At 69.8% G+C, this 24706-nt stretch carries 25 protein-coding genes; 9 read left to right on the forward strand and 16 right to left on the reverse strand.

Translation table 11 applies throughout. From position 1 onward, the window contains the following. Window positions 1-14: 14 nt before the first annotated feature. Window positions 15-1022, reverse strand: a complete 1008-nt coding sequence (locus OHT76_RS14570) for an aldo/keto reductase (RefSeq protein ID WP_328871246.1) — start codon at window positions 1020-1022, stop codon at window positions 15-17. A gap of 171 nt (window positions 1023-1193) precedes the next feature. Here OHT76_RS14570 and OHT76_RS14575 point away from each other — a divergent pair, with 171 nt between their 5' ends. Next, complete coding sequence (locus OHT76_RS14575) at window positions 1194-2240, forward strand: chitinase (protein WP_328871247.1); 1047 nt, start codon at window positions 1194-1196, stop codon at window positions 2238-2240. On the opposite strand, the gene OHT76_RS14580 is transcribed toward OHT76_RS14575, so the two are convergent. Further along, window positions 2218-3132, reverse strand: a complete 915-nt coding sequence (locus tag OHT76_RS14580) for a LysR family transcriptional regulator (RefSeq protein ID WP_328871248.1) — start codon at window positions 3130-3132, stop codon at window positions 2218-2220. The two genes, OHT76_RS14575 and OHT76_RS14580, sit on opposite strands and share 23 nt — an antisense overlap. Window positions 3133-3211: 79 nt before the next feature. Here OHT76_RS14580 and OHT76_RS44125 point away from each other — a divergent pair, with 79 nt between their 5' ends. After that, window positions 3212-4759, forward strand: coding sequence for an EamA family transporter (locus tag OHT76_RS44125; protein WP_443049788.1), 1548 nt, complete (start codon window positions 3212-3214; stop codon window positions 4757-4759). On the opposite strand, the gene OHT76_RS14595 is transcribed toward OHT76_RS44125, so the two are convergent. From OHT76_RS14595 to OHT76_RS14605, 3 genes are all read right to left on the reverse strand, one after another. Further along, window positions 4756-5367: a LysE family translocator gene (locus OHT76_RS14595; protein WP_328871249.1), complete on the reverse strand. Its 612-nt coding sequence runs from the start codon at window positions 5365-5367 to the stop codon at window positions 4756-4758. The two genes, OHT76_RS44125 and OHT76_RS14595, sit on opposite strands and share 4 nt — an antisense overlap. Window positions 5368-5421: 54 nt before the next feature. Further along, window positions 5422-6315 (reverse strand): DUF4394 domain-containing protein, encoded by an 894-nt coding sequence (locus tag OHT76_RS14600; protein WP_328871250.1) that lies wholly within the window; start codon window positions 6313-6315, stop codon window positions 5422-5424. A gap of 138 nt (window positions 6316-6453) precedes the next feature. Next, the gene (locus OHT76_RS14605; RefSeq protein ID WP_328871251.1) at window positions 6454-7836 is read right to left on the reverse strand and encodes a glycine--tRNA ligase; all 1383 of its coding nucleotides are present in this window, start codon (window positions 7834-7836) and stop codon (window positions 6454-6456) included. A gap of 143 nt (window positions 7837-7979) precedes the next feature. On the opposite strand from OHT76_RS14605, the gene OHT76_RS14610 reads away from it, so the two are divergent. From OHT76_RS14610 to OHT76_RS14625, 4 genes are read left to right on the forward strand one after another with little or no spacing between them, the layout of a single operon-like run. Continuing rightward, window positions 7980-8942 carry a metal ABC transporter substrate-binding protein gene (locus tag OHT76_RS14610; RefSeq protein ID WP_328871252.1) on the forward strand — a complete coding sequence of 321 codons (963 nt, stop codon included), beginning with the start codon at window positions 7980-7982 and terminating at the stop codon, window positions 8940-8942. A 19-nt stretch (window positions 8943-8961) separates the two neighbouring features. Further along, complete coding sequence (locus OHT76_RS14615; protein WP_328871253.1) at window positions 8962-9729, forward strand: metal ABC transporter ATP-binding protein; 768 nt, start codon at window positions 8962-8964, stop codon at window positions 9727-9729. After that, window positions 9729-10631 (forward strand): metal ABC transporter permease, encoded by a 903-nt coding sequence (locus tag OHT76_RS14620; RefSeq protein WP_328871254.1) that lies wholly within the window; start codon window positions 9729-9731, stop codon window positions 10629-10631. Before OHT76_RS14615 ends, OHT76_RS14620 begins: the two co-directional genes overlap by 1 nt. A 59-nt stretch (window positions 10632-10690) precedes the next feature. Next, on the forward strand, window positions 10691-11101 hold the full coding sequence (locus tag OHT76_RS14625; RefSeq protein ID WP_328871255.1) for a Fur family transcriptional regulator: 411 nt from the start codon (window positions 10691-10693) through the stop codon (window positions 11099-11101). Window positions 11102-11142: 41 nt separating this feature from the next. Here the strand turns inward: OHT76_RS14625 and OHT76_RS14630 are convergent, their stop codons facing one another. The 9 genes from OHT76_RS14630 to OHT76_RS14670 form a co-directional block, all read right to left on the reverse strand. Next, entirely contained in the window at window positions 11143-11976 is an 834-nt protein-coding gene (locus OHT76_RS14630) for an isoprenyl transferase (RefSeq protein WP_328871256.1), read from the reverse strand. 16 nt (window positions 11977-11992) lie between these two features. Next, entirely contained in the window at window positions 11993-12739 is a 747-nt protein-coding gene (recO, locus tag OHT76_RS14635) for a DNA repair protein RecO (RefSeq protein WP_328871257.1), read from the reverse strand. Window positions 12740-12765: 26 nt separating this feature from the next. Then, window positions 12766-12954 carry a hypothetical protein gene (locus OHT76_RS14640; RefSeq protein ID WP_328871258.1) on the reverse strand — a complete coding sequence of 63 codons (189 nt, stop codon included), beginning with the start codon at window positions 12952-12954 and terminating at the stop codon, window positions 12766-12768. 117 nt (window positions 12955-13071) lie between these two features. Continuing rightward, window positions 13072-13959 (reverse strand): DUF6879 family protein, encoded by an 888-nt coding sequence (locus OHT76_RS14645; RefSeq protein ID WP_328871259.1) that lies wholly within the window; start codon window positions 13957-13959, stop codon window positions 13072-13074. Window positions 13960-14092: 133 nt separating this feature from the next. Further along, the gene (locus OHT76_RS14650) at window positions 14093-15061 is read right to left on the reverse strand and encodes an SCO2521 family protein (protein WP_328871260.1); all 969 of its coding nucleotides are present in this window, start codon (window positions 15059-15061) and stop codon (window positions 14093-14095) included. A 1-nt stretch (window position 15062) separates the two neighbouring features. Next, entirely contained in the window at window positions 15063-16043 is a 981-nt protein-coding gene (locus tag OHT76_RS14655; RefSeq protein ID WP_328871261.1) for an SCO2522 family protein, read from the reverse strand. Further along, a complete protein-coding gene (locus tag OHT76_RS14660) occupies window positions 16040-16957 on the reverse strand; it encodes an SCO2523 family variant P-loop protein (protein WP_328871262.1) in 918 nt (305 codons plus the stop codon). The genes OHT76_RS14655 and OHT76_RS14660 overlap by 4 nt, the downstream gene beginning before the upstream one ends. 4 nt (window positions 16958-16961) lie before the next feature. After that, window positions 16962-18812 (reverse strand): SCO2524 family protein, encoded by a 1851-nt coding sequence (locus tag OHT76_RS14665; RefSeq protein ID WP_328871263.1) that lies wholly within the window; start codon window positions 18810-18812, stop codon window positions 16962-16964. Between the two features lie 105 nt (window positions 18813-18917). Further along, window positions 18918-19715 (reverse strand): SCO2525 family SAM-dependent methyltransferase, encoded by a 798-nt coding sequence (locus tag OHT76_RS14670; protein WP_328871264.1) that lies wholly within the window; start codon window positions 19713-19715, stop codon window positions 18918-18920. 261 nt (window positions 19716-19976) lie between these two features. On the opposite strand from OHT76_RS14670, the gene OHT76_RS14675 reads away from it, so the two are divergent. Further along, window positions 19977-20510 (forward strand): GNAT family N-acetyltransferase, encoded by a 534-nt coding sequence (locus OHT76_RS14675; protein ID WP_328871265.1) that lies wholly within the window; start codon window positions 19977-19979, stop codon window positions 20508-20510. A 103-nt stretch (window positions 20511-20613) separates the two neighbouring features. Beyond that, a complete protein-coding gene (locus OHT76_RS14680; protein WP_328871266.1) occupies window positions 20614-22098 on the forward strand; it encodes an alpha/beta hydrolase in 1485 nt (494 codons plus the stop codon). Here the strand turns inward: OHT76_RS14680 and OHT76_RS14685 are convergent. Beyond that, complete coding sequence (locus tag OHT76_RS14685; protein WP_328871267.1) at window positions 22086-23216, reverse strand: abortive phage infection protein; 1131 nt, start codon at window positions 23214-23216, stop codon at window positions 22086-22088. The two genes, OHT76_RS14680 and OHT76_RS14685, sit on opposite strands and share 13 nt — an antisense overlap. A gap of 135 nt (window positions 23217-23351) precedes the next feature. Here OHT76_RS14685 and bla point away from each other — a divergent pair, with 135 nt between their 5' ends. Further along, window positions 23352-24236: a class A beta-lactamase gene (gene bla, locus OHT76_RS14690; protein ID WP_328871268.1), complete on the forward strand. Its 885-nt coding sequence runs from the start codon at window positions 23352-23354 to the stop codon at window positions 24234-24236. On the opposite strand, the gene OHT76_RS14695 is transcribed toward bla, so the two are convergent. Beyond that, entirely contained in the window at window positions 24229-24666 is a 438-nt protein-coding gene (locus OHT76_RS14695; protein WP_328871269.1) for a protein-tyrosine phosphatase family protein, read from the reverse strand. The two genes, bla and OHT76_RS14695, sit on opposite strands and share 8 nt — an antisense overlap. Between the last annotated feature and the right edge of the window lie 40 nt (window positions 24667-24706).

Genomic DNA, 24706 nt, shown 5'->3' on the forward strand with positions numbered 1-24706 from the left:
GACCGTACCTGGCGTTACTTCGTGCCGAGGTGGGACATCTGCGCTGCCGGGTAGCGGTCGCCCGCGGCGGCGTCGGCCGGCACCGCGCGCTCGATCGCGGCGAGGTCGGCCTCGTCGAGCGTGACGTCCAGGGCGCCGAGGGACTCCGCGAGCCGCTCCCGGGTCCGCGCGCCGATCAGCGGCACGATGTCCTCGCCCCGGGCCAGCACCCAGGCGATGGCGGTCTGCGCGACGGTCACGCCCTTCTGCTCGGCGATCTTGCGCAGGGCCTCGACGAGGTTCAGGTTGTGCTGGAGGTTCTCGCCCTGGAAGCGGGGTGACATGGCCCGGAAGTCGTTCGCGGCGAGCTGCCGGTCGCTGGTGAAGTGGCCGGAGATCAGGCCGCGGGACAGGACGCCGTACGCCGTGATGCCGATGCCCAGTTCGCGGGTGGTCGGCAGGATCTCGTCCTCGATGCCCCGGGAGATCAGCGAGTACTCGATCTGCAGGTCGGAGATCGGGGCGGTGGCGGCGGCGCGGCGGATGGTCTCGGCGCCGACCTCGCTCAGGCCGATGTGGCGGACGTACCCCTTCTCGACGAGTTCGGCGATGGCGCCGACGGTCTCCTCGATCGGTACGGACGGGTCCAGCCGGGCGATCCGGTAGACGTCGATGTGGTCGACGCCCAGGCGCTGGAGGGAGTACGCGGCGAAGTTCTTCACGGCCGCGGGCCGCCCGTCGTAGCCGCTCCAGCCGCCGTCCGGGTCGCGCAGCGCGCCGAACTTCACGCTGACCAGCGCCTGTTCGCGCCGCTCGGCGGGTGCGGCGCGCAGGGCCTCGCCGATCAGCATCTCGTTGTGCCCCATGGCGTAGAAGTCGCCGGTGTCGAGCAGGGTCACGCCGGCCTCCAGCGCGGCGTGGACGGTCGCGATGGACTCGGCCCGGTCGGCGTCGCCGTACAGCGCGGACATGCCCATGCAGCCGAGGCCGAGGGCGGAGACCTGGGGGCCGGTGGTTCCGAGGGTGCGTGTCTGTGTGGTCATGGATTCAGCATGGCATGACAGCTGACAGATTTCAATATCTGTCATCCGATATCTGTCAGCCGTCAGCCCACCACAGCCCCCCAGACTGGTCCAGACCTATTGACTAAAGGTCTGGACCGCGCAACTGTCATGTCTACGACACCTCACCGCACCCCCACCGGGAGGCCTCGCATGTTCCGCCGTACCCTCAGCCTGCTGGCCGCGGCACTCGCGACCGCTTGTTTCACCCAACTGCCGAGCGCCACGCCCGCCTCCGCCGCCGACACCTGCGCCGTGAAGTCGAAGCCCGCCGGAAAGGTCCTCCAGGGCTACTGGGAGAACTGGGACGGCGCCGCCAATGGCGTCCACCCGCCCTTCGGCTGGACCCCGATCACCGACTCCCGGATCGCCGCGCACGGCTACAACGTGATCAACGCGGCCTTCCCGGTCATCCGCTCCGACGGCACCGCGCTGTGGGAGGACGGCATGGACACGGGCGTGAAGGTGGCGACGCCCGCGGAGATGTGCGCGGCGAAGGCGTCGGGCCGGACGATCCTGCTCTCGATCGGCGGCGCGACGGCCGGCATCGATCTGAACTCCACCGCCGTGGCGGACCGTTTCGTGGCGACCATCGTGCCGATCCTGAAGAAGTACAACTTCGACGGCATCGACATAGACATCGAGACGGGCCTGATCGGCAGCGGGAACATCACCCAACTCTCCACGTCCCAGGCCAACTTGATCCGCATCATCGACGGGGTGCTGGCGCAGATGCCGTCGAACTTCGGCCTGACGATGGCCCCGGAGACGGCCTATGTCACCGGCGGCAGCGTGGTCTACGGCTCGATCTGGGGCGCGTATCTGCCGATCATCAAGAAGTACGCCGACAACGGCCGCCTGTGGTGGCTGAACATGCAGTACTACAACGGCAGCATGTACGGCTGCTCCGGCGACTCCTACTCCGCCGGCACCGTCGCCGGCTTCGTGGCCCAGACGGACTGCCTCAACAAGGGCCTGGTCATTCAAGGTACGACGATCAGGGTGCCGTACGACAAGCAAGTACCCGGCCTGCCCGCACAGTCGGGGGCGGGCGGCGGCTATATGTCACCGTCCCTGGTGGCCCAGGCCTGGCGTCACTACGGCAGCTCGCTCAAGGGCCTGATGACCTGGTCGATCAACTGGGACGGCTCCAAGAACTGGACGTTCGGCGACAACGTCAAGGCGCTCCAGGGCCGTTGACCGAGTTCACAGCCGGAACCCCGAGCACATCGAGCATCGCCCGTGTCGCCGGACTCGGATTGAACCGGCTCCACGCGAGCACCTCGATACGGCGCGGCCCGTCCACCACCGGGACCAGCGCCAGCTCGGGGTCGTCGGCGGCCAGCGGCCGAATGAAGGCCGAGGGCAGCAGGGCCACCCCCAGCCCGCGTGCGATCAGCCGGGTGATCAGCTCGATCACCCCGACCTCGTACGCCACGTCCCGTGCCGACCCGGCCGCGGTGAACGCCCGGTCGGACTGGGCCCGCGCGGGCGTGCCCGGCATGAAGTCCACGAACGTCTCCCCCGCGATCTCCGGCAGCGTGACCCGTGCGGCCCCCGCGAGCCGGTGCCCGGCAGGCACCACCAGCACATGCTCGTCGTGATCGAGGACCAGCGTCTCCACCTCGGTGGGCCGCTGATCCTCGGGCAGTCCGAGAAAGGCGATGTCCAGCTCACCGTCCCGGATCGCCGCCACCAGATCGTCGCTGCGCCCGGAGCGCAGCATGACCCGCACCTCCGGATGCAGCCCGCGATACCGCTGCAGCAGCTCCGGTACGTCGACCGCGGCGGCCGTCACGATCACACCGACGGCGAGCCGACCGCGTACGACCCCCGCCGCAGCGGCGGCATCCGCGGCCGCGCGCTCGGCCGCCGCCAGGCACTCGCGGGCCCGCGCGACGAACGCCTCCCCGGCGCTCGTCAACTCCACCCGCCGACTGGACCGGGCGAACAGTCTGACCCCCAACTCCCGTTCCAGACCGGCGATCCGGTGGCTCAGTGACGACTGCACCACCGAGCAGCGCTCGGCAGCGCGCGTGAAGTTACGGGTTTCGGCGACGGCCACGACGTAACGCATCTGCTGGAGATCCACTCATTCATCGTTTCGCTTCATGGCTGTCATGACAAGCATGCTTTGGAGTCATGGCCGCGGCCCGCCGAGACTGCACGGCATGCAGACCTCATCCGCGCAACGGGCGGCGACCGTCGCCCTGACCGCACTCGCTCCCGCGTCCTGGGGCACCACGTACGCCGTGACCACGGAGCTGCTGCCGCCCGGGCATCCGCTGTTCGCCGCGCTGCTGCGCGCCCTGCCCGCCGGGCTGCTCGCGCTGGCGTTCACCCGTGTGCTGCCGCGCGGCGACTGGTGGTGGAAGGCCGCCGTCCTCGGCACCCTCAACATCGGCGCGCTGTTCCCGCTGCTGTTCGTGGCCGCCGAACGGCTCCCCGGCGGTGTCGCCGGCACCCTCAGCGCGGTCCAGCCGCTGCTGGTCGCCGGGTTGGCCATCGCGGTGCTGCACGACCGGCCGACGGCCTGGATCTGGACGTGGGGTGTGCTCGGCGTGGTCGGTGTCGGGCTCGTGGTGCTCGGACCCGCGGCCCGGCTGGACGCGGTCGGTGTGCTCGCCGGTCTCGGCGGTACGGCGGGTATGGCGGCCGGGGTCGTCCTCACCAAGCGCTGGGGGCGGCCCTCGGGGGTCGGTCCGATGACGCTGGCCGGGTGGCAACTGACGGTCGGCGGGCTGGTATTGCTGCCGCTCACCGTCGCGTTCGAGGGTGCGCCGCCGTCGATCGACACGTCGGCCGTCGCCGGTTATCTGTGGCTCGGCAGCATGGGCGGGCTGATCTCGTTCACGCTGTGGTTCCGCGGCATCGGGAAGCTGCCGGTCGGCGCGTCCGCCCCGCTGGTGCTGCTGTCCCCGCTGGTCGCGACCGTCGTAGGCCTCGGGCTCGGCGAGACCCTGAACCCACTCCAGGCCCTCGGCTTCGCCCTGGCCCTTGCGGCTCTGCTCGCCGTGCAGTTCCCCGCCCCGAACCTGACCCGCAGAAGGAGAACGGCTTCCATGACATCAACGGATTCCAAGTCATCAGGCACGCCAGACCTGACCATCGCCGTCCTCGGCGCCACCGGCATGGTCGGCAGCCGGGTCATCACCGAGGCCACCGCACGCGGACACCAGGTGCGCGCGCTGTCCCGCAAGCCCGCCGACGAGGTCCCGAACGTGACGCCGTACGCGGTCGACGCGAGCGACACGGACGCCTTGCGCGAGGCCCTCGCGGGCGCCGACGCCGTCGTGATCGCCCTCCGGACGGAGCCGGTCGACCAGGACTTCCTCGTCGGTGCGACCCGTGCGGTGCTGACCACCGGGATACGCGCCGTCGTGGTCGGCGGCGCGGGCGTGCTGCGCAGCCCCGGGGACCCCGCGCTGCTGGTCGCGGACAACTCGGTGTACGTGCCGGAGGAGGTGAAGCCGGTAGCCGCGGCCGGGGTGGCGCAGTTGCGGGCCTGTGAGGAAGACGCGGGCCACTGGACCTATCTCGCGCCGCCCGCCCAACTGGCCCCCGGCGAGCGCACCGGCCGCTACCGGCGAGGCACCGACACCCTGCTCACCGCCCACGACGGCCGCTCCTGGATCAGCGCCGAGGACCTGGCGGTCGCCGTACTCGACGAACTGGAAGCCCCCGGCGCCGACCACCTGATCACCGTCGTCCACCACTAGCGGGCGGTGAACGCGAGCTTTGCGCCCAGCGCCACGAAGGACCCCGCGAAACTCCGTCGCAGCCAGGTCATCACGCGGGGCCGTGAGACGACCTGGCTGCGCACGGAGGCGGCGAGGACGCCGTAGAGCGCGAAGACGACAAAGGTCGCCAGCATGAACACCCCGCTGAGCGCCAGCATCCGCGGGACGGCACGCGGCCCGTCCGGGTCGACGAACTGGGGCAGGAAGGCGAAGAAGAACATCGTCAGTTTGGGGTTGAGCAGATTGATCAGCACCCCCCGCACGATCATCCGCCCCGCCGAGACGGGCGCCGCCGTGCGCTCCACGGTGATCGCCTCCTTGTCCCGCAGCGTGGCCCAGGCCATGTACAGGAGATAGGCGACACCGGCGTACTTCAGGATCTGGAAGGCCGTGGCGCTGGCGTGCAGCAGGGCGGCGACCCCGGTGATCGTGGCCACCATGTGCGGCACGATCCCGAGGGCGCAGGCGAAGGCGGCCACGACACTGGCCCGCCGCCCGTGCGAGAGCCCCGCCGCGAGGGTGTAGACGACGCCGGTACCGGGAGTGGCGACCACGACCAGGGTGGTCAGCAAGAACGCGATGCTCATGCCGCCACCCTGGCCCGGCCGCCGGACCGGTTACAGGACCAATCGAGCGGCCGGTTACCGGACCACTGCCGCCAGATCCACCACCTGGTACCGCTGCGGGAAGGAACCGGTGGAGGTCGCCGCGCCGGTGAGCAGGTCGATCCGGAAGGCGCGTGCACCCGTCACCGCGTAACCGGTGTTGGTGCCGCTGATGTCGAACCCGGAGTCGGACGGCAGATCGACACCCAGCTGCCCGGTCGGCGCGAGATTGCCCGCGTTGGCCGGGGACTGGACGGAGACGCGGTCCTGGGCGGTGTCGAGGTCGAAGAGGGTGGTGGCCGTCGCCGCGCTCAGGTCGTTGTTCGTGTACGCCGCTGCCGTCACGCCCGTCGCCGTCGTGCCGGTCGTCGCGGGCGGCACCGGCGGGTTGGTGAGCGTGCCGTCGACCGCAGTGCCGCCGGCGGCGGGCGCGCCCGCGGGGTCGTCGATGTTGTGCCGGAGGTTCTGGCCGGTGTCGCTGATCACGCGGAGCCGGTTGGCGGCCGGGTTGAAGTCGACGCCGAAGGAGCTGCCCTGAAGGGCGACGCCGAGCTGCGAGACCTTGGTCGCCCTGGCGCCGATCTCACGGATCGTGTAGATCCCGCCCCGGTCGCCGACGCCGTACAGCTTGCCGTTCTGGACGCGGTAGTCGATGCCGACGAGCTCGGTGTCGCCCTTGAGCCCGCCGACCTTGCCGAGCGGCAGGACGCTGCCGGGCCGGTCGAGACGGAAGCTGACGAGGCGCTGGTCGGCGGTGAGACCCACCGCGCGGAGCCGCTCGCCCGCGGCGCGGGAGACCCCGGCGGCGGAACCGGCCTGCGTGGAGAGACCCGACCCGGCCCGCTCCCCGCCGTCGCTCGCCGCGACATACCCGATGGAACCGACGGCCAGGGCCAGGACGGCCGAGCCGATGACTGCTTGCTTGCGCATGGTGCCCCCGTAAAGGACGCGTGGCCCCCTGTGGGCCGCGCACAACCTCCCCTTCGGAGCCGGATGCGCCCGGGATGGGCGAAACCCCGGTTCCGTTACGTCTGTTACGGAACCGGGGTTTTCGTATGCCCTTGGTGACTAGGCGCCGATCAGACGCGCGGCCAGGTAGCCCTCGATCTGGTCGAGAGACACCCGCTCCTGCTTCATCGAGTCGCGCTCGCGGACGGTGACCGCGTTGTCGTCCAGGGTGTCGAAGTCGACCGTCACGCAGTACGGCGTACCGATCTCGTCCTGGCGGCGGTAGCGGCGGCCGATGGCGCCGGCGTCGTCGAACTCGATGTTCCAGTTCTGCCGCAGCGCCTGGGCGAGGCCCTTGGCCTTCGGGGAGAGCTCGGCGTTGCGGGAGAGCGGGAGCACCGCGACCTTCACCGGCGCCAGGCGGTGGTCCAGGCGCAGCACCGTGCGCTTCTCCAGCTTACCCTTGGCGTTCGGAGCCTCGTCCTCGATGTACGCGTCCAGCAGGAACGCCAGCATCGCGCGGCCGACACCGGCGGCCGGCTCGATGACGTACGGCGTCCAGCGCTCGCCGGCCTCCTGGTCGAAGTAGGAGAGGTCCTGGCCGGAGGCCTTGGAGTGCGCGCCGAGGTCGTAGTCGGTGCGGTTGGCGACACCCTCCAGCTCGCCCCACTCATTGCCGCCGAACTGGAAGCGGTACTCGATGTCAGCGGTGCGCTTGGAGTAGTGGGAGAGCTTCTCCTTCGGGTGCTCGAACCACCGCATGTTCTCCTCGCGCAGGCCCAGGCCGGTGTACCAGTTCCAGCGCTGCTCCATCCAGTACTCCTGCCACTTCTCGTCCTCGCCCGGCTTGACGAAGAACTCCATCTCCATCTGCTCGAACTCACGGGTGCGGAAGATGAAGTTGCCGGGCGTGATCTCGTTGCGGAAGGACTTGCCCATCTGCGCGATGCCGAACGGCGGCTTCTTGCGCGAGGCGATGTGCACCTGGGCGAAGTTGGTGAAGATGCCCTGGGCGGTCTCCGGGCGGAGGTATGCGACCGAGCCGCTGTCCTGGGTCGGGCCGAGGTGGGTGGAGAGAAGCCCCGAGAACTGCTTCGGCTCGGTGAACTGGCCCTTGTTGCCGCAGTTGGGGCAGTTGATGTCCGCGAGGCCGTTCTCCGGGAGGCGCTTGTGCTTGGCCTCGTAGGCCTCCTCCAGGTGGTCGGCGCGGTACCGCTTGTGACAGGAGGTGCACTCCGTCAGCGGGTCCGTGAAGGTGGCGACATGGCCGGAGGCGACCCAGACCTCGGGGGCCAGGATCACGGACGAGTCGATACCGACGACGTCCTCGCGCGACGTCACCATGTAGCGCCACCACTGGCGCTTGAGGTTCTCCTTGAGCTCGACACCCAGCGGCCCGTAGTCCCAGGCGGCCTTCTGACCGCCGTAGATCTCACTACAAGGGAAAACGAAGCCACGGCGCTTGCTCAGGCTGACGATGGTGTCGATCTTGTCGGCGGCCACGGTGCTCTCTTCATTACGAATGGACGGCAGCGAATGCCTCAGCGTACCGGCGGGTGCTCCCCCTCAATCAAATCGGTTGCCCTCTGTGGACAGGTGCTCACGCTTGTTGACAATGGTTTCCATCTTTGGTGAAAATGAGAGTCATGAACGTACGACGACAGCACATATCCGGGATCGCGGTCGCGGCGGCCACCGCCCTCGCTCTCGGAACTCTCTCCGCCTGCTCCTCCGACAGCGCGGCCGCAGGCAATACGGAGAAGTTCGACGTCGTTGCGTCGTTCTACCCGATGGCCTTCCTCGCCGAGCAGATCGGCGGCGACCACGTCAGCGTCACCAGCCTCACCGAGCCCGGCCAGGAGCCGCACGACCTGGAGATCAGCGCCAAGCAGACCGCGCAGCTCCAGGAGTCCGACGCGGCCCTCTACCTCAAGGGCCTGCAGCCCTCCGTCGACGAGGCGATCTCCCAGTCCGACGTCAAGACGAAGATCGACGCCGCCACGCTGACCTCCCTCGAGGACCACGGCAGCCTGGAGGACAGCCACGGGCACGAGGGCGAGGAGGGCCACTCCGAGGAGCAGGAGCACGCCCTCGACCCGCACATCTGGCTCGACCCCGTGAAGTACGGCGAGGTCGCCGAGGGCGTCGCCAAGGCCTTCGAGAAGGCCGACCCGGACCACGCCGCGGACTACAAGAAGAACGCCGACGCGCTGGTCAAGAAGCTCGACGACCTCAACACACAGTTCGAGGACGGCCTGAAGAACACGGACACCAAGGTCTTCTTCACCAACCACGCGGCCTTCGGCTACCTCGCCGAGCGCTACGGCCTGACCATGGAGGCCATCTCCGGCCTCGACCCGGAGAGCGAGCCCAGCCCGGCCCGGATCAAGGAGCTCCAGGAGGAGGCCAAGGCCGACGGCGTCACCACCGTCTTCTACGAGACACTGGTCTCCGACGAGACCGCGCAGACCCTCGCCGACGACGCGGGCCTGAAGACGGACGTCCTCGACCCGCTCGAGGGCATCACCGACAAGTCCAAGGGCGACGACTACTTCGAGGTCATGGAGGCCAACCTGACGGCCCTCAAGACGGCCCTGGGAGCCAAGTGATCAACGTACGGAGGACGGCATGACCGAGCCCGTCATATCCCTGCGCGGCATCCGCGCCGAGCTGGGCTCGCGGCCCGTCCTGCGCGGAATCGACCTCACCGTGGCACGCGGTGAGGTCGTCGCGCTGCTCGGCGCCAACGGCTCCGGCAAGTCGACCGCCGTGCGCACGATCATCGGCCAGGTGCCGGTCAGCGCCGGCGAGATCGAGCTGTTCGGCACCCCGCGCCGCCGCTTCGGCGACTGGCACCGCCTCGGCTACGTCCCGCAGCGCACCACGGCCGCGGGCGGCGTCCCGGCCACGGTGACCGAGGTCGTCTCCTCCGGCCGCCTGTCCCGAGCCCGCTTCGGCCTGCTGCGCAAGGCGGACCGCGAGGCGGTGCGCCGGGCTCTGGAGCTGGTGGGCATGCAGGACCGTGCGAAGGACTCCGTGGACGCGCTGTCCGGGGGCCAGCACCATCGGGTGCTCATAGCCCGCGCCCTCGCCTCGGAGCCCGAGCTGCTGATCATGGACGAGCCGATGGCGGGCGTAGACCTGGCGAGCCAGGAGGTGCTCGCGCAGACGCTCACGGAGCAGGTCGCGGCCGGTACGACGGTCCTGCTCGTGCTGCACGAACTGGGCCCCCTGGAGCCCCTGATCGACCGCGCGATCGTCCTGCGCGACGGCTGTGTGCTGCACGACGGCCCGCCCCCGAAGGCCGTCGGCCAGCACGCGCTGCCCGGCCACGACCACGTACACCCGCACGCGGCCCACGACGCCGAACCGATCCGGACAGGCCTGCTGAGCTGATGGACTTCCTGAACTACGACTTCATGCAGCGGGCCCTGCTCGCCGCCGTCCTGGTCGGCATCACGGCCCCCGCGGTCGGCATCTACCTGGTCCAGCGCCGCCAGGCCCTGATGGGCGACGGCATCGGCCATGTCGCGATGACCGGCGTCGGCCTCGGCTTCCTGCTCTCCTGGTCCCCGGTGTGGATGGCGACCCTCGTCTCCGTACTCGGCGCGGTCCTCATGGAGCTGATCCGCTGGTACGGCAAGACCCGCGGCGACATCGCCCTCGCCATGCTCTTCTACGGCGGTATGGCCGGCGGCGTGATGTTCATCAACCTCGCGCCGACGGGCTCCAACGCGAACCTCACGTCGTACCTCTTCGGCTCCCTGTCCACGGTGAGCGAGTCGGACGTCACGGCGATCTGCATCCTGGCGGCCTTCGTGGTGCTGGTCACCGTCGGACTGCGCCGCCAGCTGTTCGCGGTGAGCCAGGACGAGGAGTTCGCGCGGGTCACGGGCCTGCCGGTGCGCGCCCTGAACCTGCTGACGGCGATCACCGCGGCCGTCACCGTCACCGTCGCGATGCGGGTCGTCGGCCTGCTGCTGGTGTCGGCGCTGATGGTGGTCCCGGTGGCCGCCGCCCAGCAGCTCAGCCGCAGCTTCGCCGCCACCTTCGCCATCGCGGTGGCCATCGGCGTGACCGTGACGATCAGCGGCACGGTCACCTCGTACTACCAGGACGTGCCGCCTGGCGCGACAATCGTGCTGCTGACCATCGGGGCGTTCATCCTGCTGACGGTGGTTGCCGCACCGCTCGCGCGGCACCGCGCGCGGGCACTCGCCGCCGCTCAGGATGCCGGGGACCCGGCGGAGTGTGTGATTCCGTCTACTCGGGGCAGCGGCGGAAAGGTCGGCGTCTGACCGCGCCGACCGTCCGGGCTGGCACAATGGCCCGGCAGGCAGACCTGAGGAGGCACCCCGTGACGACCGCTGGACCGCCCGTGAAGGGCCGTTCCACCCGGCAGCGGGCCGCCGTGGCGGCGGCCCTGGACGAGGTCGACGAGTTCCGCAGCGCGCAGGACTTGCACGACATGCTCAAGCACAAGGGCGACTCGGTCGGGCTGACCACGGTCTACCGCACGCTCCAGTCCCTCGCCGAGGCCGGCGAGGTCGACGTCCTGCGCACCTCCGACGGCGAGTCCGTCTACCGCCGCTGCTCGACCGGCGAACACCACCACCACCTGGTCTGCCGCGTCTGCGGCAAGGCGGTCGAGGTGGAGGGCCCCGCAGTGGAGAAGTGGGCCGACACCATCGCCGCGGAGCACGGCTATGTGAACGTGGCACACACGGTGGAGATCTTCGGCACCTGCGCGGAGTGCGCCGCGCGGTGAACCGGTGAGGTCTGGGGGCGGCAGCCCCCAGACCCCGTTGTTCAGTCCTGCTTGCCCTTCATGGCCAGCAGCTCCTCGTTCGGGATCGCCCCGCCGAACCGCCGGTCCCGGGACGCGAATTCCACGCACGCGCGCCACAGGTCACGTCGGTCGAAGTCCGGCCACAGGACGTCCTGGAAGACCATCTCGGCGTACGCGCTCTGCCAAAGAAGGTAGTTGGAGGTGCGCTGCTCACCGCTGGGGCGCAGGAACAGGTCCACGTCCGGCATGTCCGGGTAGTACAGGTACTTGGCGAAGGTCTTCTCGTTGACCTTCGACGGGTCGAGGCGCCCGGCCCGTACGTCCTCCGCCAGCGCCTGCGCCGCGTCCGCGATCTCGGCCCGGCCGCCGTAGTTCATGCAGAAGTACAGGGTCAGCTTGTCGTTGCCCTTGGTCTGCTCCTGGGAGATCTCCAGCTCCTTGGCGACCGACTTCCACAGCTTGGGCATCCGGCCGACCCAGCGCACCCGCACCCCCAGCTCGTCGAGCTGATCCCGGGTCTTGCGGATGAAGTCGCGGTTGAAGTTCATCAGGAAGCGCACCTCGTCGGGCGAGCGCTTCCAGTTCTCGGTGGAGAAGGCGTACAGCGAGATCGCCCCGACGCCCATCTCGATCGCGCCCTGGAGCACGTCCAGCACCCGCTCCGCGCCGACCTTGTGCCCTTCGGTCCGCGGCAGCCCGCGCTCCTTGGCCCAGCGCCCGTTCCCGTCCATGACGATCGCCACATGGCGGGGGACCAGCTCCCCGGGGAGCTTCGGCGCACGGGCCCCGGACGGATGCGGCTGTGGCGCCTTGTACTCCCGACGCTGCCGCCCCAGGATCCCGCGTACGACCATGTGCCCCTCGTCTCCCTTACTTTTCGACGTACCGAAGCGAACGCAGCCCGCGCTCCAGATGCCAGTGCAGGTACGCGGAGACCAGTCCGCTGCCCTCCCGGACGTGCCGTGGCTCGCAGGCGTCCGCAGTGTCCCAGTCTCCCGTAAGCAGCGCGGCGAGCAGCTCCAGGGTCTGCGGCGAGGGTACGACGCTACCGGCCACCCGGCAGTCGGCGCATACGGAGCCCCCCGAGGCCACCGAGAAGAAGCGATTCGGTCCCGGCATCCCGCACTTCGCACAGTCGCTGAAGCTCGGGGCGTAGCCGTTGACGGCGAGGGAGCGGAGCAGGAACGCGTCGAGAACAAGGTGCGGGGCGTGCTCACCACGGGCGAGCGTCCGCAGCGCCCCGACGAGCAGCAGATACTGCTGCACGGCCGGCTCGCCCTCGTGGTCGGTGAACCGCTCGGCGGTCTCCAGCATGGCCGTCCCGGCGGTGTACCGCGCATAGTCAGTCACGATGCCACCGCCGTACGGCGCGATGGTCTCGCTCTGCGTACACAGCGGCAGCCCACGCCCGATCAGCTCACTGCCCCGCGCGAAGAACTGCACGTCGACATGGGAGAACGGCTCGAGCCGGGCCCCGAACTTGGACTTGGTCCGCCGCACACCCCGGGCAACGGCCCGTACCCTTCCATGCCCTCGCGTGAGCAAGGTAATGATCCTGTCCGCCTCGCCCAGCTTCTGGGTGCGCAGGACGATGCCGTCGTCGCGGAACAGACTCATGCGGCCATTCTCGCGTACGCCAAGGGTCAGCGGGCGCGGTCGGCGTGGGCGGCTCTCTCGGCGGGGGTGGCCTTGCGTACCGCCTCCGGTGCGGCGTCCCACTCGCGGCCGCCGCCGCACGGTCTGAGCTGGACGTAGGGGCCCTCATGGCCCATCACGACGCCGATCCTTCCGGACCGGGTGTCCACGACAAATGAACCGACGGGTGGCTTCACCGCAGTCATTTCCTTCCCCGCTGCCCGCGCTGCTTCCGACCCGTTGGTTCCCCCGACCTCCCCGATTTCACTCTTCGCATCCTTCCGGCGACGCTCCGCGTCTACACTCCGGAAGGATCAGTCGGCGCTGCTGGCCTCCCACAGGTCCTCGAAGCGCTCGATGCGTTCCGAGACATGGTCCGGCGTCATCTTCAGCGTGGTCTTGGTGGGCGTGGCCCGGACATCGGGCTCGATCTCGTAGCAGAGCTCGCCGTCGAAGATGATGAAGTCGTTCACCGAGGTCACCGGCGCGCTGTCCAGCTCGGACTGGTCGACGATCCGCGCGTCGATGCCGTACCTGCGTTGTCTCTCGCAGAGTTTGCGCAGGGCTTCGGTGATCTCCTCCGGAGAGTCGACGAGGAAGAGCCGCCGTATCTCCACACCCCGCTTGCGGATGGCGTCGCCCTGCGCGACCAGATACCGCTTGCCGGGGCCACTGGACCAGAAGTCCCGGTCGACGGAGGTGCTGGTGGCGTAGAGCGTCTTCTTGGTGCACGCGGTCAGGTCGATCAGCCACTCGTGGTTCTCGCCGGGGCAGTCCGCGGTGCCGTTGCTGAGGTTCTCCATCAGCAGGGCGAGGCTCGCGATCTCCTCCTGCGCGAACCGCTTCACGATCTCCGAGCCGTGCTCGCCGACCTGGGTGTACTTGCGGGCCAGCCGGGTCACCCCGTCGGAGCGCAGCACGGACCGGTCGACCTGGCTGAACAGTTCGGTCGCCGCGTTGATCTTGGCGAAGCTCTCGTCGACCGCCGACCGCATCTCCCGGTGATGGTCGGCGAGAGAGTCCCGCATCCCGCGGATCCGGCGCTTCTGGGCCTCCTCCACGGCCTCGAGACGCTCACCGAAGTCCACCAGGTACTGCATGATCAGCACGGCGCTGCCGACCACCACGGGCATCGTCCACTGCCACTGCTCGCTCGCGTCCGGGCTCAGGACGTTGGTCAGGAAGAACGTTCCTGTCGCCAATAAGACAGTGACCAGCGTCTTGCGGAACAGTTTCGACCGGCGTTCTTCCTGTGGCGGCGGTGCTGTCCTTACTTCTCCTGTCGTCGCTCCGTTCATGTCTTTCCCCCGTCGGGTGTCTCGTTCGGGCCGCCCCTCAGCGCGTACTCAGCGCCTGGTGCAGCAACGGAATGGTCTGGAGGGCCAGTTGATCGCGGATCCGCTGGACGAGGCTCTGCCACTGGCGGGTGAACCCCGGATCTCGTTCCAGCTCGTCCCAGAGCGGACCCAGCACGCGGTCCACATGGGCGCGCGGCATCCACAGATGCAGCAGATGATCGACGGCGGGACGCAGCGCGAGCACCGCCGAGGGCCCGTCCGCCGCGCCGAGCCGGCTGTTGTCCAGCATGTGCACGACGGTCGTGAGCAGCCAGTCGTGCAGCGCGAGGTCCTCGCACAGTCCGGCCGCCGCGGCGGCCGGCGTGTCCTCGGGCAGCCGTAGCTCCATGGTCCGCAGCCCGTCCTCGGCGAGGGTGAACCGGGTCAGCGCCGGGCCTTCGCCGGCCGGGGCCCGGTGCGCGGTCCATCGCAGGTGCGTACGGCGGGACTTGAAGGGCGCCTTGTGGTCGAGGAGAGGGTGGCGCAGCAGCCCGGCGAGCAGCCCCTCCGCGATCATCCCGAGGTCCAGCTCCCCGCGTCCGGCGCCGCGCAGCACACCCTGGGCGGTGGCCTGCGTGGGCAGCTTGCCGAACGGTTCGACGAGGCCGGGCCGGACCAGGTACTGCCCCCAGGGGCGCCGCAGATCGGGACCGGTGGCCGGGACGCTGAAGTACGCGGTCGCCTGGAGGACGCGGCCCTCGGTGAGCGCGGCGCGGGCGGCCACCGTGCCGACGGCCCGGACGCGGGCGCCGTTGGCGGTGGGCAGCCGGCAGTCGACGCCGGTCAGCACCTCGGGCGAGAGGACGTAGAGGTTGGGCCGCTCGGAGACGCGGACGTCTTCGTCGGCGCGCAGCCTGAGCAGTTGGGCGGCGGCCCGGCCGTCCAGCGCCTGGAAGGACGGCAGCAGACAGGTGCGCACCTCGCCGCAGACGAGGACCGGACGCGCGGACTGTCCGGGGGCCGCCATCTCAGGCCCCTTCGATGGAGGACTCGGCGGGCTCCTCGTAGAAGACGTAGGAGGCGCGCTGGGCGACCGCGGCCGGTACCTCGGCCTGCTCGCCGCGGGAGCGCTTGTCGATCTGCTCCAGGGCCCGGGCGTCCACGTCTATCTGGTCCAGGATCACCCGGACCGCGTCCTCGACGGCGAGGAAGCGGTTGGGCATCAAGGTGCAGGTGCGGTAGGCGCTGAACGGGTCGGCGTCCGGGTTGAGTTGGAGCAGCGGCGGCAGCCGGTCCCAGTCGTGCGGGAAATCGCCGCCGTCCCAGGGTTTCGGGGTCAGCACCGGTTCGCCGAGGTGGCGCAGGAGGCCGAGGCGGGCGAGCTGCCATACGGCGGCCAGGAAGGGGCAGGACCACTGCCTGCGGCCGTCCTGGTCGGTCCACAACTCGACGTCCATGAAGACGGAGTGATTGCGGGCGGCCGTCTCCTGGGGCGGCTGCCAGGCGGTGACCTCGGCGAGGGCGGCGCCCCGGCCGGGGCTGCGCTGGCCGTTGGCGAGCCAGCCGGTGCGGCTGACGGGCGGGCGGGAGCCGTAGGAGCCGGGCGGCGGCGATTCGACGAGGCGGTGCATGACGGACTCGGCGAGTTCGACCCGGTCGGCGACCGCGCAGCCGGACTCGCGGGCCAGGTAGTCGATGGTGAGCCCGGCCTCCTCGGCCTCCTTGAGGATCAGCGGGACGAGTTCGGCCGGGGTGGAGAAGCGGCTGAAGTAGTCGTCGATGAGGAAGCAGGTGCTGATCCGCGGGCGGCCTGAACCGGCGCGGCGGGCCGCGGAGGCGCGGGCGGCCTCCACCCAGATCCGCACCTCGGCGAAGTGCTCGCCAAGACGCTTGGGCCCGGCCTCGAAGTCCTCCATGTAGAGGTGGCCGAGCTCCAGGGAGAGATGGGACAGCGGTACGGCCTGGGTGCGTGGCTCGGCGCTGGTCTCCTGGAAGACGACATCGGTCATGCCTGCTCCCAGTACTTGTCGTCGGTGAGCCGGCCGGCCAGGTCGCTGAGCGCCTTCCAGGTCTCCATGTTGGCGATCTGGCTGTCGAGCACGTCCTCGTCGGTGATCAGCTGCTCGCGCCACTGGAGCACGGGTTCGAGGGGTACGGCGCCCAGGACCTGGCTGTAGCCGATGCCGTGGGAGGAGGCGAGCTGCTTTAGGTCGCGGTCGCATTCGCGCATCCACGCCGACTGGGTGGCGGAAACCTGCGACCACAGGGCGGACTTGGGATCGGGTACGGCGGCCCGTACAAAGCGGATGGCGCCGCGCAGGGCGTCCTCGTCATGGCCGCGGGCGACCCCGCCGGCGACGATCCCGCGCTTGCCGAAGACCAGCCCCGCGGCGGCTGCCACATGCTGGCGGGTCCAGCGGTGGAAGATCAGCCAGCGCGCGTCGACCCCGCGCATCTCGGGCAGCGAGGTGGCCTCCAGGACCATGTCGACGGCGTACGAACGGCCCGCGCTGAGGTCGACGACGATCAGGTCGAACTCGGAGTTGAGCCGCAGCAGCAGATCCACGCAGCGGCGGAGGTTGTCGTCGTCGGTGGCGAACTCGCCGCCGCTGAGGTCGCCGGGCATCAGTACCAGTCGGCCCGAGCCGGGCGGCCGGTTGCGCAGGACACGGTGCTCGGTGTCCGCCCAGACGTCGACGCGGACGGGTTCGCCGACCTCGCCCACCAGATAGGAGTGCAGTCCGCGGTCCTCGGCGGCCTGGCGGGCGTCGGGCACGTCGAAGACGGCGGAGGCGGTGGGCGAACCGAAGTCGAAGTCCAGGTAGCAGACGTCGTCCCCGGCCAGCGCCCGGTGATAGGCCAGGTTGGCGCTGGTCACCGAGCGGCCGGTGCCTCCCTTGTCGGAGGCCGCGAAGATCAGCACCGGGTCACACTCCCTGGGCCGCGGCTTCGCGCGCCCGGCCGAGGGCGTCGAGCTGTCCGAGGACGTCGAGGACCAACGAGTAGGCGGTGCCAGGCTGTTCGTCGACGAGAATGCGGGCGCGGCGCAGCTTGACCTCGATATTGCGCAGCTGCATGCCGTGCCGGCCGTCGTCCTTGGGGGCGGGCTCCATCTGTTCGTTGCCGAGCAGATGGGCGGCCTCGGAGAGCAACGCCTTGGCCAGCTCGATCAGTTCGAGGCTGCGGATCGGGGGCTGTTGGTACATCTGGTGGGCCTGCACCATCACCTCGGCGACCCGCTCGGTGATGCTCCAGGACACCGGCACCCGCCGCTTCTGGATGTCGGCCTCGGGGTAGGCGGCGTGCACGTTGTCCCACAGGCCGACGCCCTCGCCCTCGCGGATCCGGCGGCGCCACATGTGGTCGAAGATGCTCTCGGCGAGTCCGAGCAGCCGGTCGTGCGAGGCCAGGTTCCGCGAGAGCGTGCACAGTTGGACGGTCCGCTTCAGCAGCTGCGCCGAGAAGTCGCTCATGGACCAGGTCATTTGCGGGCCGAGCCGCTCGCTGCCCTGCAGGGGCAGGGCGACGCCGACGTTGTGCAGGGCGTGGACCATGGGGTCGTCCATCGTCATACGGCTGGTGATACGGCCGCGTTCGGCGAGGCGCTCCATGATGGTGACGGTGCGGTTGAGGTCGTCGTCGGTGGCCCGGCGCCGCATCAGGTCGTGTACGAGGATGGCGGCGACGGAGAGGGAGAAGTACTCGGACTCCAGCTTCTGTCCCGTCGTACGCCAGGGAATGTCCTCCAGGGGCCAGCGGTCGGCGTCGAAGCGGGCGATGCGGGACCAGTACTGCTGGGTCAGTTCCCAGCGCAGTCGGAGCGCTTCGGCGAGCCTTTGCTGCTCGGTGTTGAGCAGGCCCAGGGTGAGGGTGCGGTCGGAGAACAGGTCCTGGATGCCGTCGAGGGCGACGACGGTGAAGTACAGATACGGCACCGCGTTGGCGGCGCCCTCGGGCTGCGGGCCGATGGGTTCGTCGGTCTCGACCTCGGGGGCGTCCTTCACCAGGCTCCAGGCCCAGCCACACTCGAAGAGCTGGCTCTCGTCCTTCAGACCCTCCTGGACATCGATACCGAGCTGGAGGCTCTCGACGATCGCGGCCCGCAGCGGGCGGAAGCGGTCCTGGAACTTCTTCAGCACCTGCCGCTTCGACAGCCGTCCCTGGCCGAGGAGTTCACACAGGGTCTCGCCCTGGGAGGTCTCGGTGTCGAAGACGTTGACGGTGAAGGAGCGCAGCAGGCTGACCATGGCCGCGGTGAGGCGGTTGCTGGTGGCGGAGCGCAGCTCGGCGATGGTCTCCTTGGTGTCGGTGCGCCGGGTCTTGTTCTCGTAGATCTTGAGGAAGCCGAGGGTGGCCAGGCACAGGGTGATGGACATCGAGAAGGAGTCGACCACGCCGAGTTGGCGCTGTTCGTCGGTGAGTTCCTTGGTCTTGTCGCGGGCGCCGAAGTAGTAACCCCCGGCGAAGGTGGGCCTCTTGTCCTCGCCGGTGTGGTTGCGCATGAACTCGGCCGCGGCCGTGACAAGGTTGGCCGGAATGTCCAGCCGCCCGCCGGCCTTCTTCAGCACCTGCTGGACATCGTCCTGGGTGGTGTCCGGATCGTCCAGCCGGAACGCGGGAATCTCGGTGGCCGGATAGAAGAGGCAGAGCAGCCGCTCCGCGTCGGCGACGCTGCTCTCTCCGCCGTACTGGCCCCAGTTCCACTCCCCGGCCTCGAACGAGTGGCGACCCAGCGCCTGCCAGATGTCCAGCAGGTGCTGACGTGGCTTGATCTGCATCCCATGCCCCTCACACAGGCCGCACTGCCATCAATGGAGGAAAATCCCTCTTCTGTTGTGCCCGGCGATTCAGCCGTGACTCATGAATCGGTCGAAAACCGGCAACTATCGGCCAGCCACCGGCGGAATACGGGAATCCGAATTTCGTCGGCCATAGGCGACGATCATTCCGGAATATCCGTCGCGCACGGCGGCCGAGGATTTCAGGCGCACGGTGGTGCATTCGTCCGTGAATCGCTCCAGACTCGTGTACACCTCCGCCTCCCCCACATCGCAGGCAGGGAAGAAATGCTCACCGGCGTGATAGCCCTTGGAATGCTCCATGAAGGCGGCCGCGAAGGGCGCGCCGGGGGCCAGGGCGCGCAGGAAGCACTCGACGCCCCGGTCGAACTCCTCGCGGGAGGAGGTCATCGACTCGGCGACGAAGAACATGGTCCCCATCGACCACCTGCCCTCGTGCCGCACCAGGTCGAAGAGGTCGCCCTCCACCACCCCGACGACGTCACGGAAACGGGCCCGCGGGTCCATGTCCAGGGCGCCGTAGGCATCGTTCTTGCACAGCACGCGCCAGAACTGGTCCCAGTTGCCGTCGTAGGAGTCCACCTGGGACTTGAGGTAGCGGACGTTGGCGGACGAGCGCTCGAAGAGCGTGATCTCGTCGCACCAGGGCAGCATGGCGAGCGCGGGGTAGAGATTCGCGCCTGCGCCGACATCGATGCCCGAAACAGGTCGGACGCCTCGCTTCGGGAAATGATCGCCGAAATGATCCCGGACGATGGAAAGGATCTCCGCGTCCTCTGCCTGTAAGTCGCGGTAGTTGTGATCAACGTAGGCGATCGGGTCGAATGCTGCCCAGCTCACATCCGCATTCAACTGGGCATCCCCCGAAGATCTCAAGGTCATTCATCAACGGTACCAACGCCGGGGGCATCACGGACCCCCTTGCGGCAATGTGACTAAACGCGGACCTCGGTGGGGCGCACCGGGGGCGCACGGTGGCGAATGGATTCCCGCGACCTGATGCGGCCTTGAACGGCCGAATCACCCCCCGCAAGATGGTCGGAACTCTGCCGAACACACCCGAAAGGCAGACACCTCGCGTCTCGCTCGTACCACCCGTACGGGTGGCAGCGCGTAATTGACCCGGACCCGCAGGGGGGCGGTATGGCGGCTCTTCCAGAGGAACGTTTCCCTTCGCACGCCGGCCGCACCGGCCATGCGTTCTTCCGCGACCGGGGGTTCATCGACCGGCCCCTGACGATGAGAGGCGTCACCGAGGCCGACCTGCCCGAACTCGTCCGCGTCGACCGTGAGGCGTTCCCCGAGGAGCCCTATCCCTACTTCGTACTGCGCCAGTTGTACGACGTCCATGGCGACCGGCTGCTGGTCCTGGACGACGGCGAGCGGCTGCACGGTTATGTCCTCTTCCCGACCACCTCGGACGGCTACCAGGGCTGGATCATGAGCCTGGGCGTCACCCGGGACCAGCGGGGCCGGGGCCTCGGCCGGCGTCTGATGCTGGAGGTGCTGCGCCGGCTGCGCACCGAGGGCGTGCGCGAGGTCGGTCTCACGGTCGAGCCGACGAACGCCGCCGCGATCATGCTGTACCGGTCGATCGGGTTCTCGTCCGAGGAGGCGGTGCGCAAGGACTACTTCGGCCCTGGTGAGGACCGATTGGTGATGACGCTGAGCCTGTGACCCGGAGGGGTCACCCCGAGCCTGGGGATGGGGGTAAACCCCCGGGAAGATCGGGCTGTTACCCGGATGTGACGCACTGTCATGATCGGCCAGTCTGCTGGGTATGAAGCAGATCACGAGAAGTGCAGCCCTGATCGCCGCGACCGGCGTCGTCCTCGGTCTCGCGGTGCCCGCCGGCGCGTTCGACGGCGGCGGCGGCCGTTCCGAGGCGCTGGAGTGGAGCGCGTGCGAGGGCGACGGGCTCGATCCGCGCCAGCAGTGCGCCACCGTCTCCGTGCCCATGGACTACTCCGACCCCGGCGGCCGGCAGATCGACATCGTCATCTCCCGTATCCCCAGCGAGAATCCCGAGGCCCGCCGGGGCGCCCTGCTGCTGATCCCCGGCGGGCCCGGCGGCGACAGCCTCGGCGACCCCTCGGGCAAGGGGCAGAAGCTGCCGCAGGAGGTGCGGGACGCCTACGACCTGATCGGGTTCGCCCCCCGCGGGATGGCCCCGTCCACCGCCGTCAGCTGCGACGTGGAGTACGGCGACCTGGCCGCCTCCAAGCTGCGCCCCTGGCCCGCCGCCGACGGCTCCGTCACCGAGAACATGGCCACCGCCCGGCGCGTGTCCGACGCCTGCGCCGAGAACGGCGGCGAGCTGATCCGGCACATCAGCAGCGCCAACGAGGCCCGTGACCTCGACCGTGTCCGGGCCGCGCTCGGCGAGCGGAAGCTGTCCGCGTGGGGGGTGTCGTACGGCACCTACGTCGGCGCCATCTACGCCGAGCTGTTCCCGCACCGGACGGACCGGTTCGTGCTGGACAGCAACGACAACCCCGATCACGTCCAGGTCGTGCGCGCCTGGCTGGCCGCGTTCGAGCAGGGCGTCGAGGACGTCTTCCCGGAGTTCGCCAAGTGGGCGTCCAGGCCCGGCAATCCGGACCGGGTGGCCCGTACTCCGGAAGAGGTGCGCTCGCGGTTCCTGGCCCTGGCCGCCCGGCTCGACCGCGAGCCGCTGCCCCGGCCCGGCGCCAACCCGCCCGTGCTGAACGGCAACGAACTGCGCCAGGCCATGCTCTCGGCGATGTACGACCCGGACGACTTCCCCGGCCTCGCCCAGCTGATCCGGGCCGCGGAGAAGGGCAAGGTGCCGCCCGCGCCGGCGTCCCCGCCCGAGGAGGTGCTGCAGAACTACCTCGGGGTCGGCGCCGGGAGCATCTGCAACGACTCCGCGTGGCCGACGGACGCCGCCGTGTACCAGAAGGGCGTCACCGAGAGCCGGGCCAAGTACCCGCTGACGGCGGGCATGCCGCGCAACGCGATGCTCTGCGCGGCCTGGCCCTTCCCGCCCAAGGAGGCACCGGTGCGGATCACCGACCGGGGTCCGTCCAACATCCTGCTCATACAGAACGAGCGCGACCCGGCCACCCCGCTCAGCGGCGCCCTGAAGATGCGCGAGGCGCTCGGCAAGCGGGCGGTCATGGTGGTCAACGACGCCACCGGCCACGACGCCTATCTCGCCAACGGCACCGAGTGCGGCGACGACTTGGCCTCCCGCTTCCTGGCGACGGGTGAGCGACCGGGGCGGGACGTCTACTGCGACTGACCCTGCGGGCAGCGATACCGGCGGGCCAGCGCGTGATAGGCCTCCTTCGGCTCCCAGTGCCAGTCCGAACGGGGGTCGTCGGGGCGGTCCTTGATCGCCTTGGTGATGCTGTAGCTCGCCAGGTCGAGGTCGTGGCGGGGGCTGTCGGGGCGGTGCGGGGCGTCCGGGGTGACGAACTCGAAGGCCATCGCCGCGTACAGCCCCATCGACTCGAAGACATCGACCAGGCCGACCAGGTAGTCGGCCTGGGTGCGCTCACTGCGGACCAGGTCGCCCTTGATCTCCGGCGGTGTCTTGTCGTGGTCGATGATGTTCCAGCCCATGCCGCCCGCCTCGGGCGCACCGAGGTAGGCGCAGGTGCCGAACTCGGTGATGGCAAGGGGCTTGCCCCAGCGCAGGTAGCGCCTCAACTCCCGCACGTGGTCGGACGGGTTGGGGTGGGCGGAGTAGTAGTCGATGCCGACGATGTCGAAGAGGCTCCAGTCGACCTCGTCGTCCTGGGCGGCGGCATAGCTGAGGCGCCCCCGGAAGACGGAGCGGCCGACCGCCGCGGCCCTGGCGGTGAAGCGGTCGAGGCGGCGCTGCATCTTCTCCCAGTCGACGTTGCCGCTCAGGAGGTTCTCGATGCGTTCCATGACGTTGTCGCCCGGCACGATCCCGGGCACGAACAGCCAGAACTCGCAGCCCACACTGAAGTCGACGCCCGCACCCTGGCGCCGCAGCGCCTCCGCGTGCCGCCCGGTCTCGGCGATGTGGTCGAGGATGTCCCGCTCGGGGGCGTCCCCGAGGGTGGGCTGGAGCCAGACGCGCAGTCCGCGCTCCGCGGCCTCGGTGGCGGTGGATTTGAGACGCTCGACGCCGTCGCCGGTGACCTCGACGGTGTCGGCGTGCAGTCCGTCCCTGATGGCCTTCAGGTCGGCGCGCATCCGGGCGGTGCTGAAGGCGGTGCCCGGGGTCTCCCCCGCGCCGACGGTGTAGACGACGCCCCGGTGCCGCAGCCCTCTGCTCCGGTCGGTCGCCCGGGCTCCGCTCACCGGAAGCAGCACCCCCGCGGCGCCGACGGCGGCGACCCCGGCGAGGAAACGCGCCCTGCTGATCCCCTTGTTGGTGTTCTCCATGCCGCCACTGTGCCGAGCGGGGGACCGCTCCGGCTGTCGGCCGATGGTCTACGGCGGGGCAACCAAGGTATGCGTCCCGGCGTCGGTCACTGAAGAGATCGTTGTGCCGCAATACGACCGAAGGAGACCTTGCCCGTGAGTTTCACCCCGAGCCGCCGCACGGTACTGACGACCGCGGCCGCCGCCCTGGCCGCAACCGCGACAGCCACCCCGGCCATCGCGGCTCCCTCCGGCGCCACCGCCCGTCTGCGCGCCCTGGAGGAGGAACACGGCGGCCGGCTGGGCGTGTTCGCCCACAACCTGGCCACCAGGCGCACGATCCGCCACCGCGCCGACGAACTGTTCCCGATGTGCTCGCTGTTCAAGACGCTCGCGGCAGCCGCCGTCCTGCGCGACCTGGACCGCGACGGCGAAGTGCTCGCCCGCCGTATCCACTACACCGAGGCGGACCTCGTGCAGCCCGCCTCCGACACGATCCTGGAGCATCTGTCCGACGGCATGACGATCGCCGAGCTCTCGGAGATCGCCATCACCCACAGCGACAACACCGCGGCCAACCTCCTGCTGCGCGAACTCGGCGGCCCCACCGCGATCACCCGCTTCGCCCGCTCCCTCGGCGACCGCGTCACCCGCCTGGACCGCTGGGAGCCGGAACTCAACACCGCCGAACCCTGGCGCGTCACGGACACCACCAGCCCCGCCGCGATCGGCCGCACCTACGGCCGCCTGGTCCTCGGCACCGCCCTGAACCACCGCGACCGCGAGCAGCTCACCGCATGGCTCCTGCGCAACACGACCTCCACCGCCCGCTTCCGCGCGGGCCTCCCCCCGACCTGGACCCTGGGCGACAAGACGGGCTCGGGTTCCTACGGCACCGCCAACGACGCGGGCATCGCCTGGACCGAGACCGGAACCCCCGTCATCCTCGCCGTCCTGACCACCAAGCCCGACCAGAACGCCCCCTGGGACAACACCCTGATCGCGAAGACGGCATCGCTCCTGGCCGAGACCCTCAGCTGAACCGCCGGACGTACCGCCGCTGCCACGGCGTCTCCACCGCATGCCGGTCGTAGTGGCGGCGGACGTACGCGACGGCCTCCTCGGGCGGTACGCCGTCCAGGACCGCCACGCAGGCCAGCGCCGTCCCCGTACGGCCGCGTCCGCCGCCGCAGGCGATTTCGACGCGCTCGCCGGCGGCCCGCCGCCAGGCCTCGGCCAGCAGTGCGCGGGCCGCGTCGCGGTCGGCCGGGAGCCGGAAGTCGGGCCAGCGGATCCAGCCGGACTCCCAGGGGACGTCGGGCGGCTGCCGGCCCAGAAGGTAGACGCCGTACGAGGGGACCGGCGCGTCCGGGGCGAGCGGGTGGCGCAGGGCGCGGCCCCGGACCAGGCGTCCCGAGGGGAGCCGGAGTACGCCGGGGGCTCGCTCGTCCCACTGTTCCTCGGCTGTCATGGACGTATTCGAACCCGGTCCCGGGGACCGGGCAACCGAA

The sequence above is a fragment of the Streptomyces sp. NBC_00287 genome (genome assembly GCF_036173105.1).
Classification (GTDB): Bacteria; Actinomycetota; Actinomycetes; order Streptomycetales; family Streptomycetaceae; genus Streptomyces.

Coding starts and splice junctions, on each gene's coding strand:
- recO (WP_328871257.1), bottom strand. CDS start 12,739: ATGAGTCTGTTCCGCGACGACGGCATCGTCCTGCGCACCCAGAAGCTG.
- OHT76_RS14620 (WP_328871254.1), top strand. CDS start 9,729: ATGGACTTCCTGAACTACGACTTCATGCAGCGGGCCCTGCTCGCCGCC.
- OHT76_RS14575 (WP_328871247.1), top strand. CDS start 1,194: ATGTTCCGCCGTACCCTCAGCCTGCTGGCCGCGGCACTCGCGACCGCT.
- OHT76_RS14680 (WP_328871266.1), top strand. CDS start 20,614: ATGAAGCAGATCACGAGAAGTGCAGCCCTGATCGCCGCGACCGGCGTC.
- OHT76_RS14610 (WP_328871252.1), top strand. CDS start 7,980: ATGAACGTACGACGACAGCACATATCCGGGATCGCGGTCGCGGCGGCC.
- OHT76_RS14675 (WP_328871265.1), top strand. CDS start 19,977: ATGGCGGCTCTTCCAGAGGAACGTTTCCCTTCGCACGCCGGCCGCACC.
- OHT76_RS14695 (WP_328871269.1), bottom strand. CDS start 24,666: ATGACAGCCGAGGAACAGTGGGACGAGCGAGCCCCCGGCGTACTCCGG.
- OHT76_RS14615 (WP_328871253.1), top strand. CDS start 8,962: ATGACCGAGCCCGTCATATCCCTGCGCGGCATCCGCGCCGAGCTGGGC.
- OHT76_RS14685 (WP_328871267.1), bottom strand. CDS start 23,216: ATGGAGAACACCAACAAGGGGATCAGCAGGGCGCGTTTCCTCGCCGGG.
- OHT76_RS14600 (WP_328871250.1), bottom strand. CDS start 6,315: ATGCGCAAGCAAGCAGTCATCGGCTCGGCCGTCCTGGCCCTGGCCGTC.
- OHT76_RS14570 (WP_328871246.1), bottom strand. CDS start 1,022: ATGACCACACAGACACGCACCCTCGGAACCACCGGCCCCCAGGTCTCC.
- OHT76_RS14595 (WP_328871249.1), bottom strand. CDS start 5,367: ATGAGCATCGCGTTCTTGCTGACCACCCTGGTCGTGGTCGCCACTCCC.
- OHT76_RS14650 (WP_328871260.1), bottom strand. CDS start 15,061: ATGGCGGCCCCCGGACAGTCCGCGCGTCCGGTCCTCGTCTGCGGCGAG.
- OHT76_RS14670 (WP_328871264.1), bottom strand. CDS start 19,715: ATGACCTTGAGATCTTCGGGGGATGCCCAGTTGAATGCGGATGTGAGC.
- OHT76_RS44125 (WP_443049788.1), top strand. CDS start 3,212: ATGCAGACCTCATCCGCGCAACGGGCGGCGACCGTCGCCCTGACCGCA.
- OHT76_RS14665 (WP_328871263.1), bottom strand. CDS start 18,812: ATGCAGATCAAGCCACGTCAGCACCTGCTGGACATCTGGCAGGCGCTG.
- OHT76_RS14630 (WP_328871256.1), bottom strand. CDS start 11,976: ATGGTCGTACGCGGGATCCTGGGGCGGCAGCGTCGGGAGTACAAGGCG.
- OHT76_RS14655 (WP_328871261.1), bottom strand. CDS start 16,043: ATGACCGATGTCGTCTTCCAGGAGACCAGCGCCGAGCCACGCACCCAG.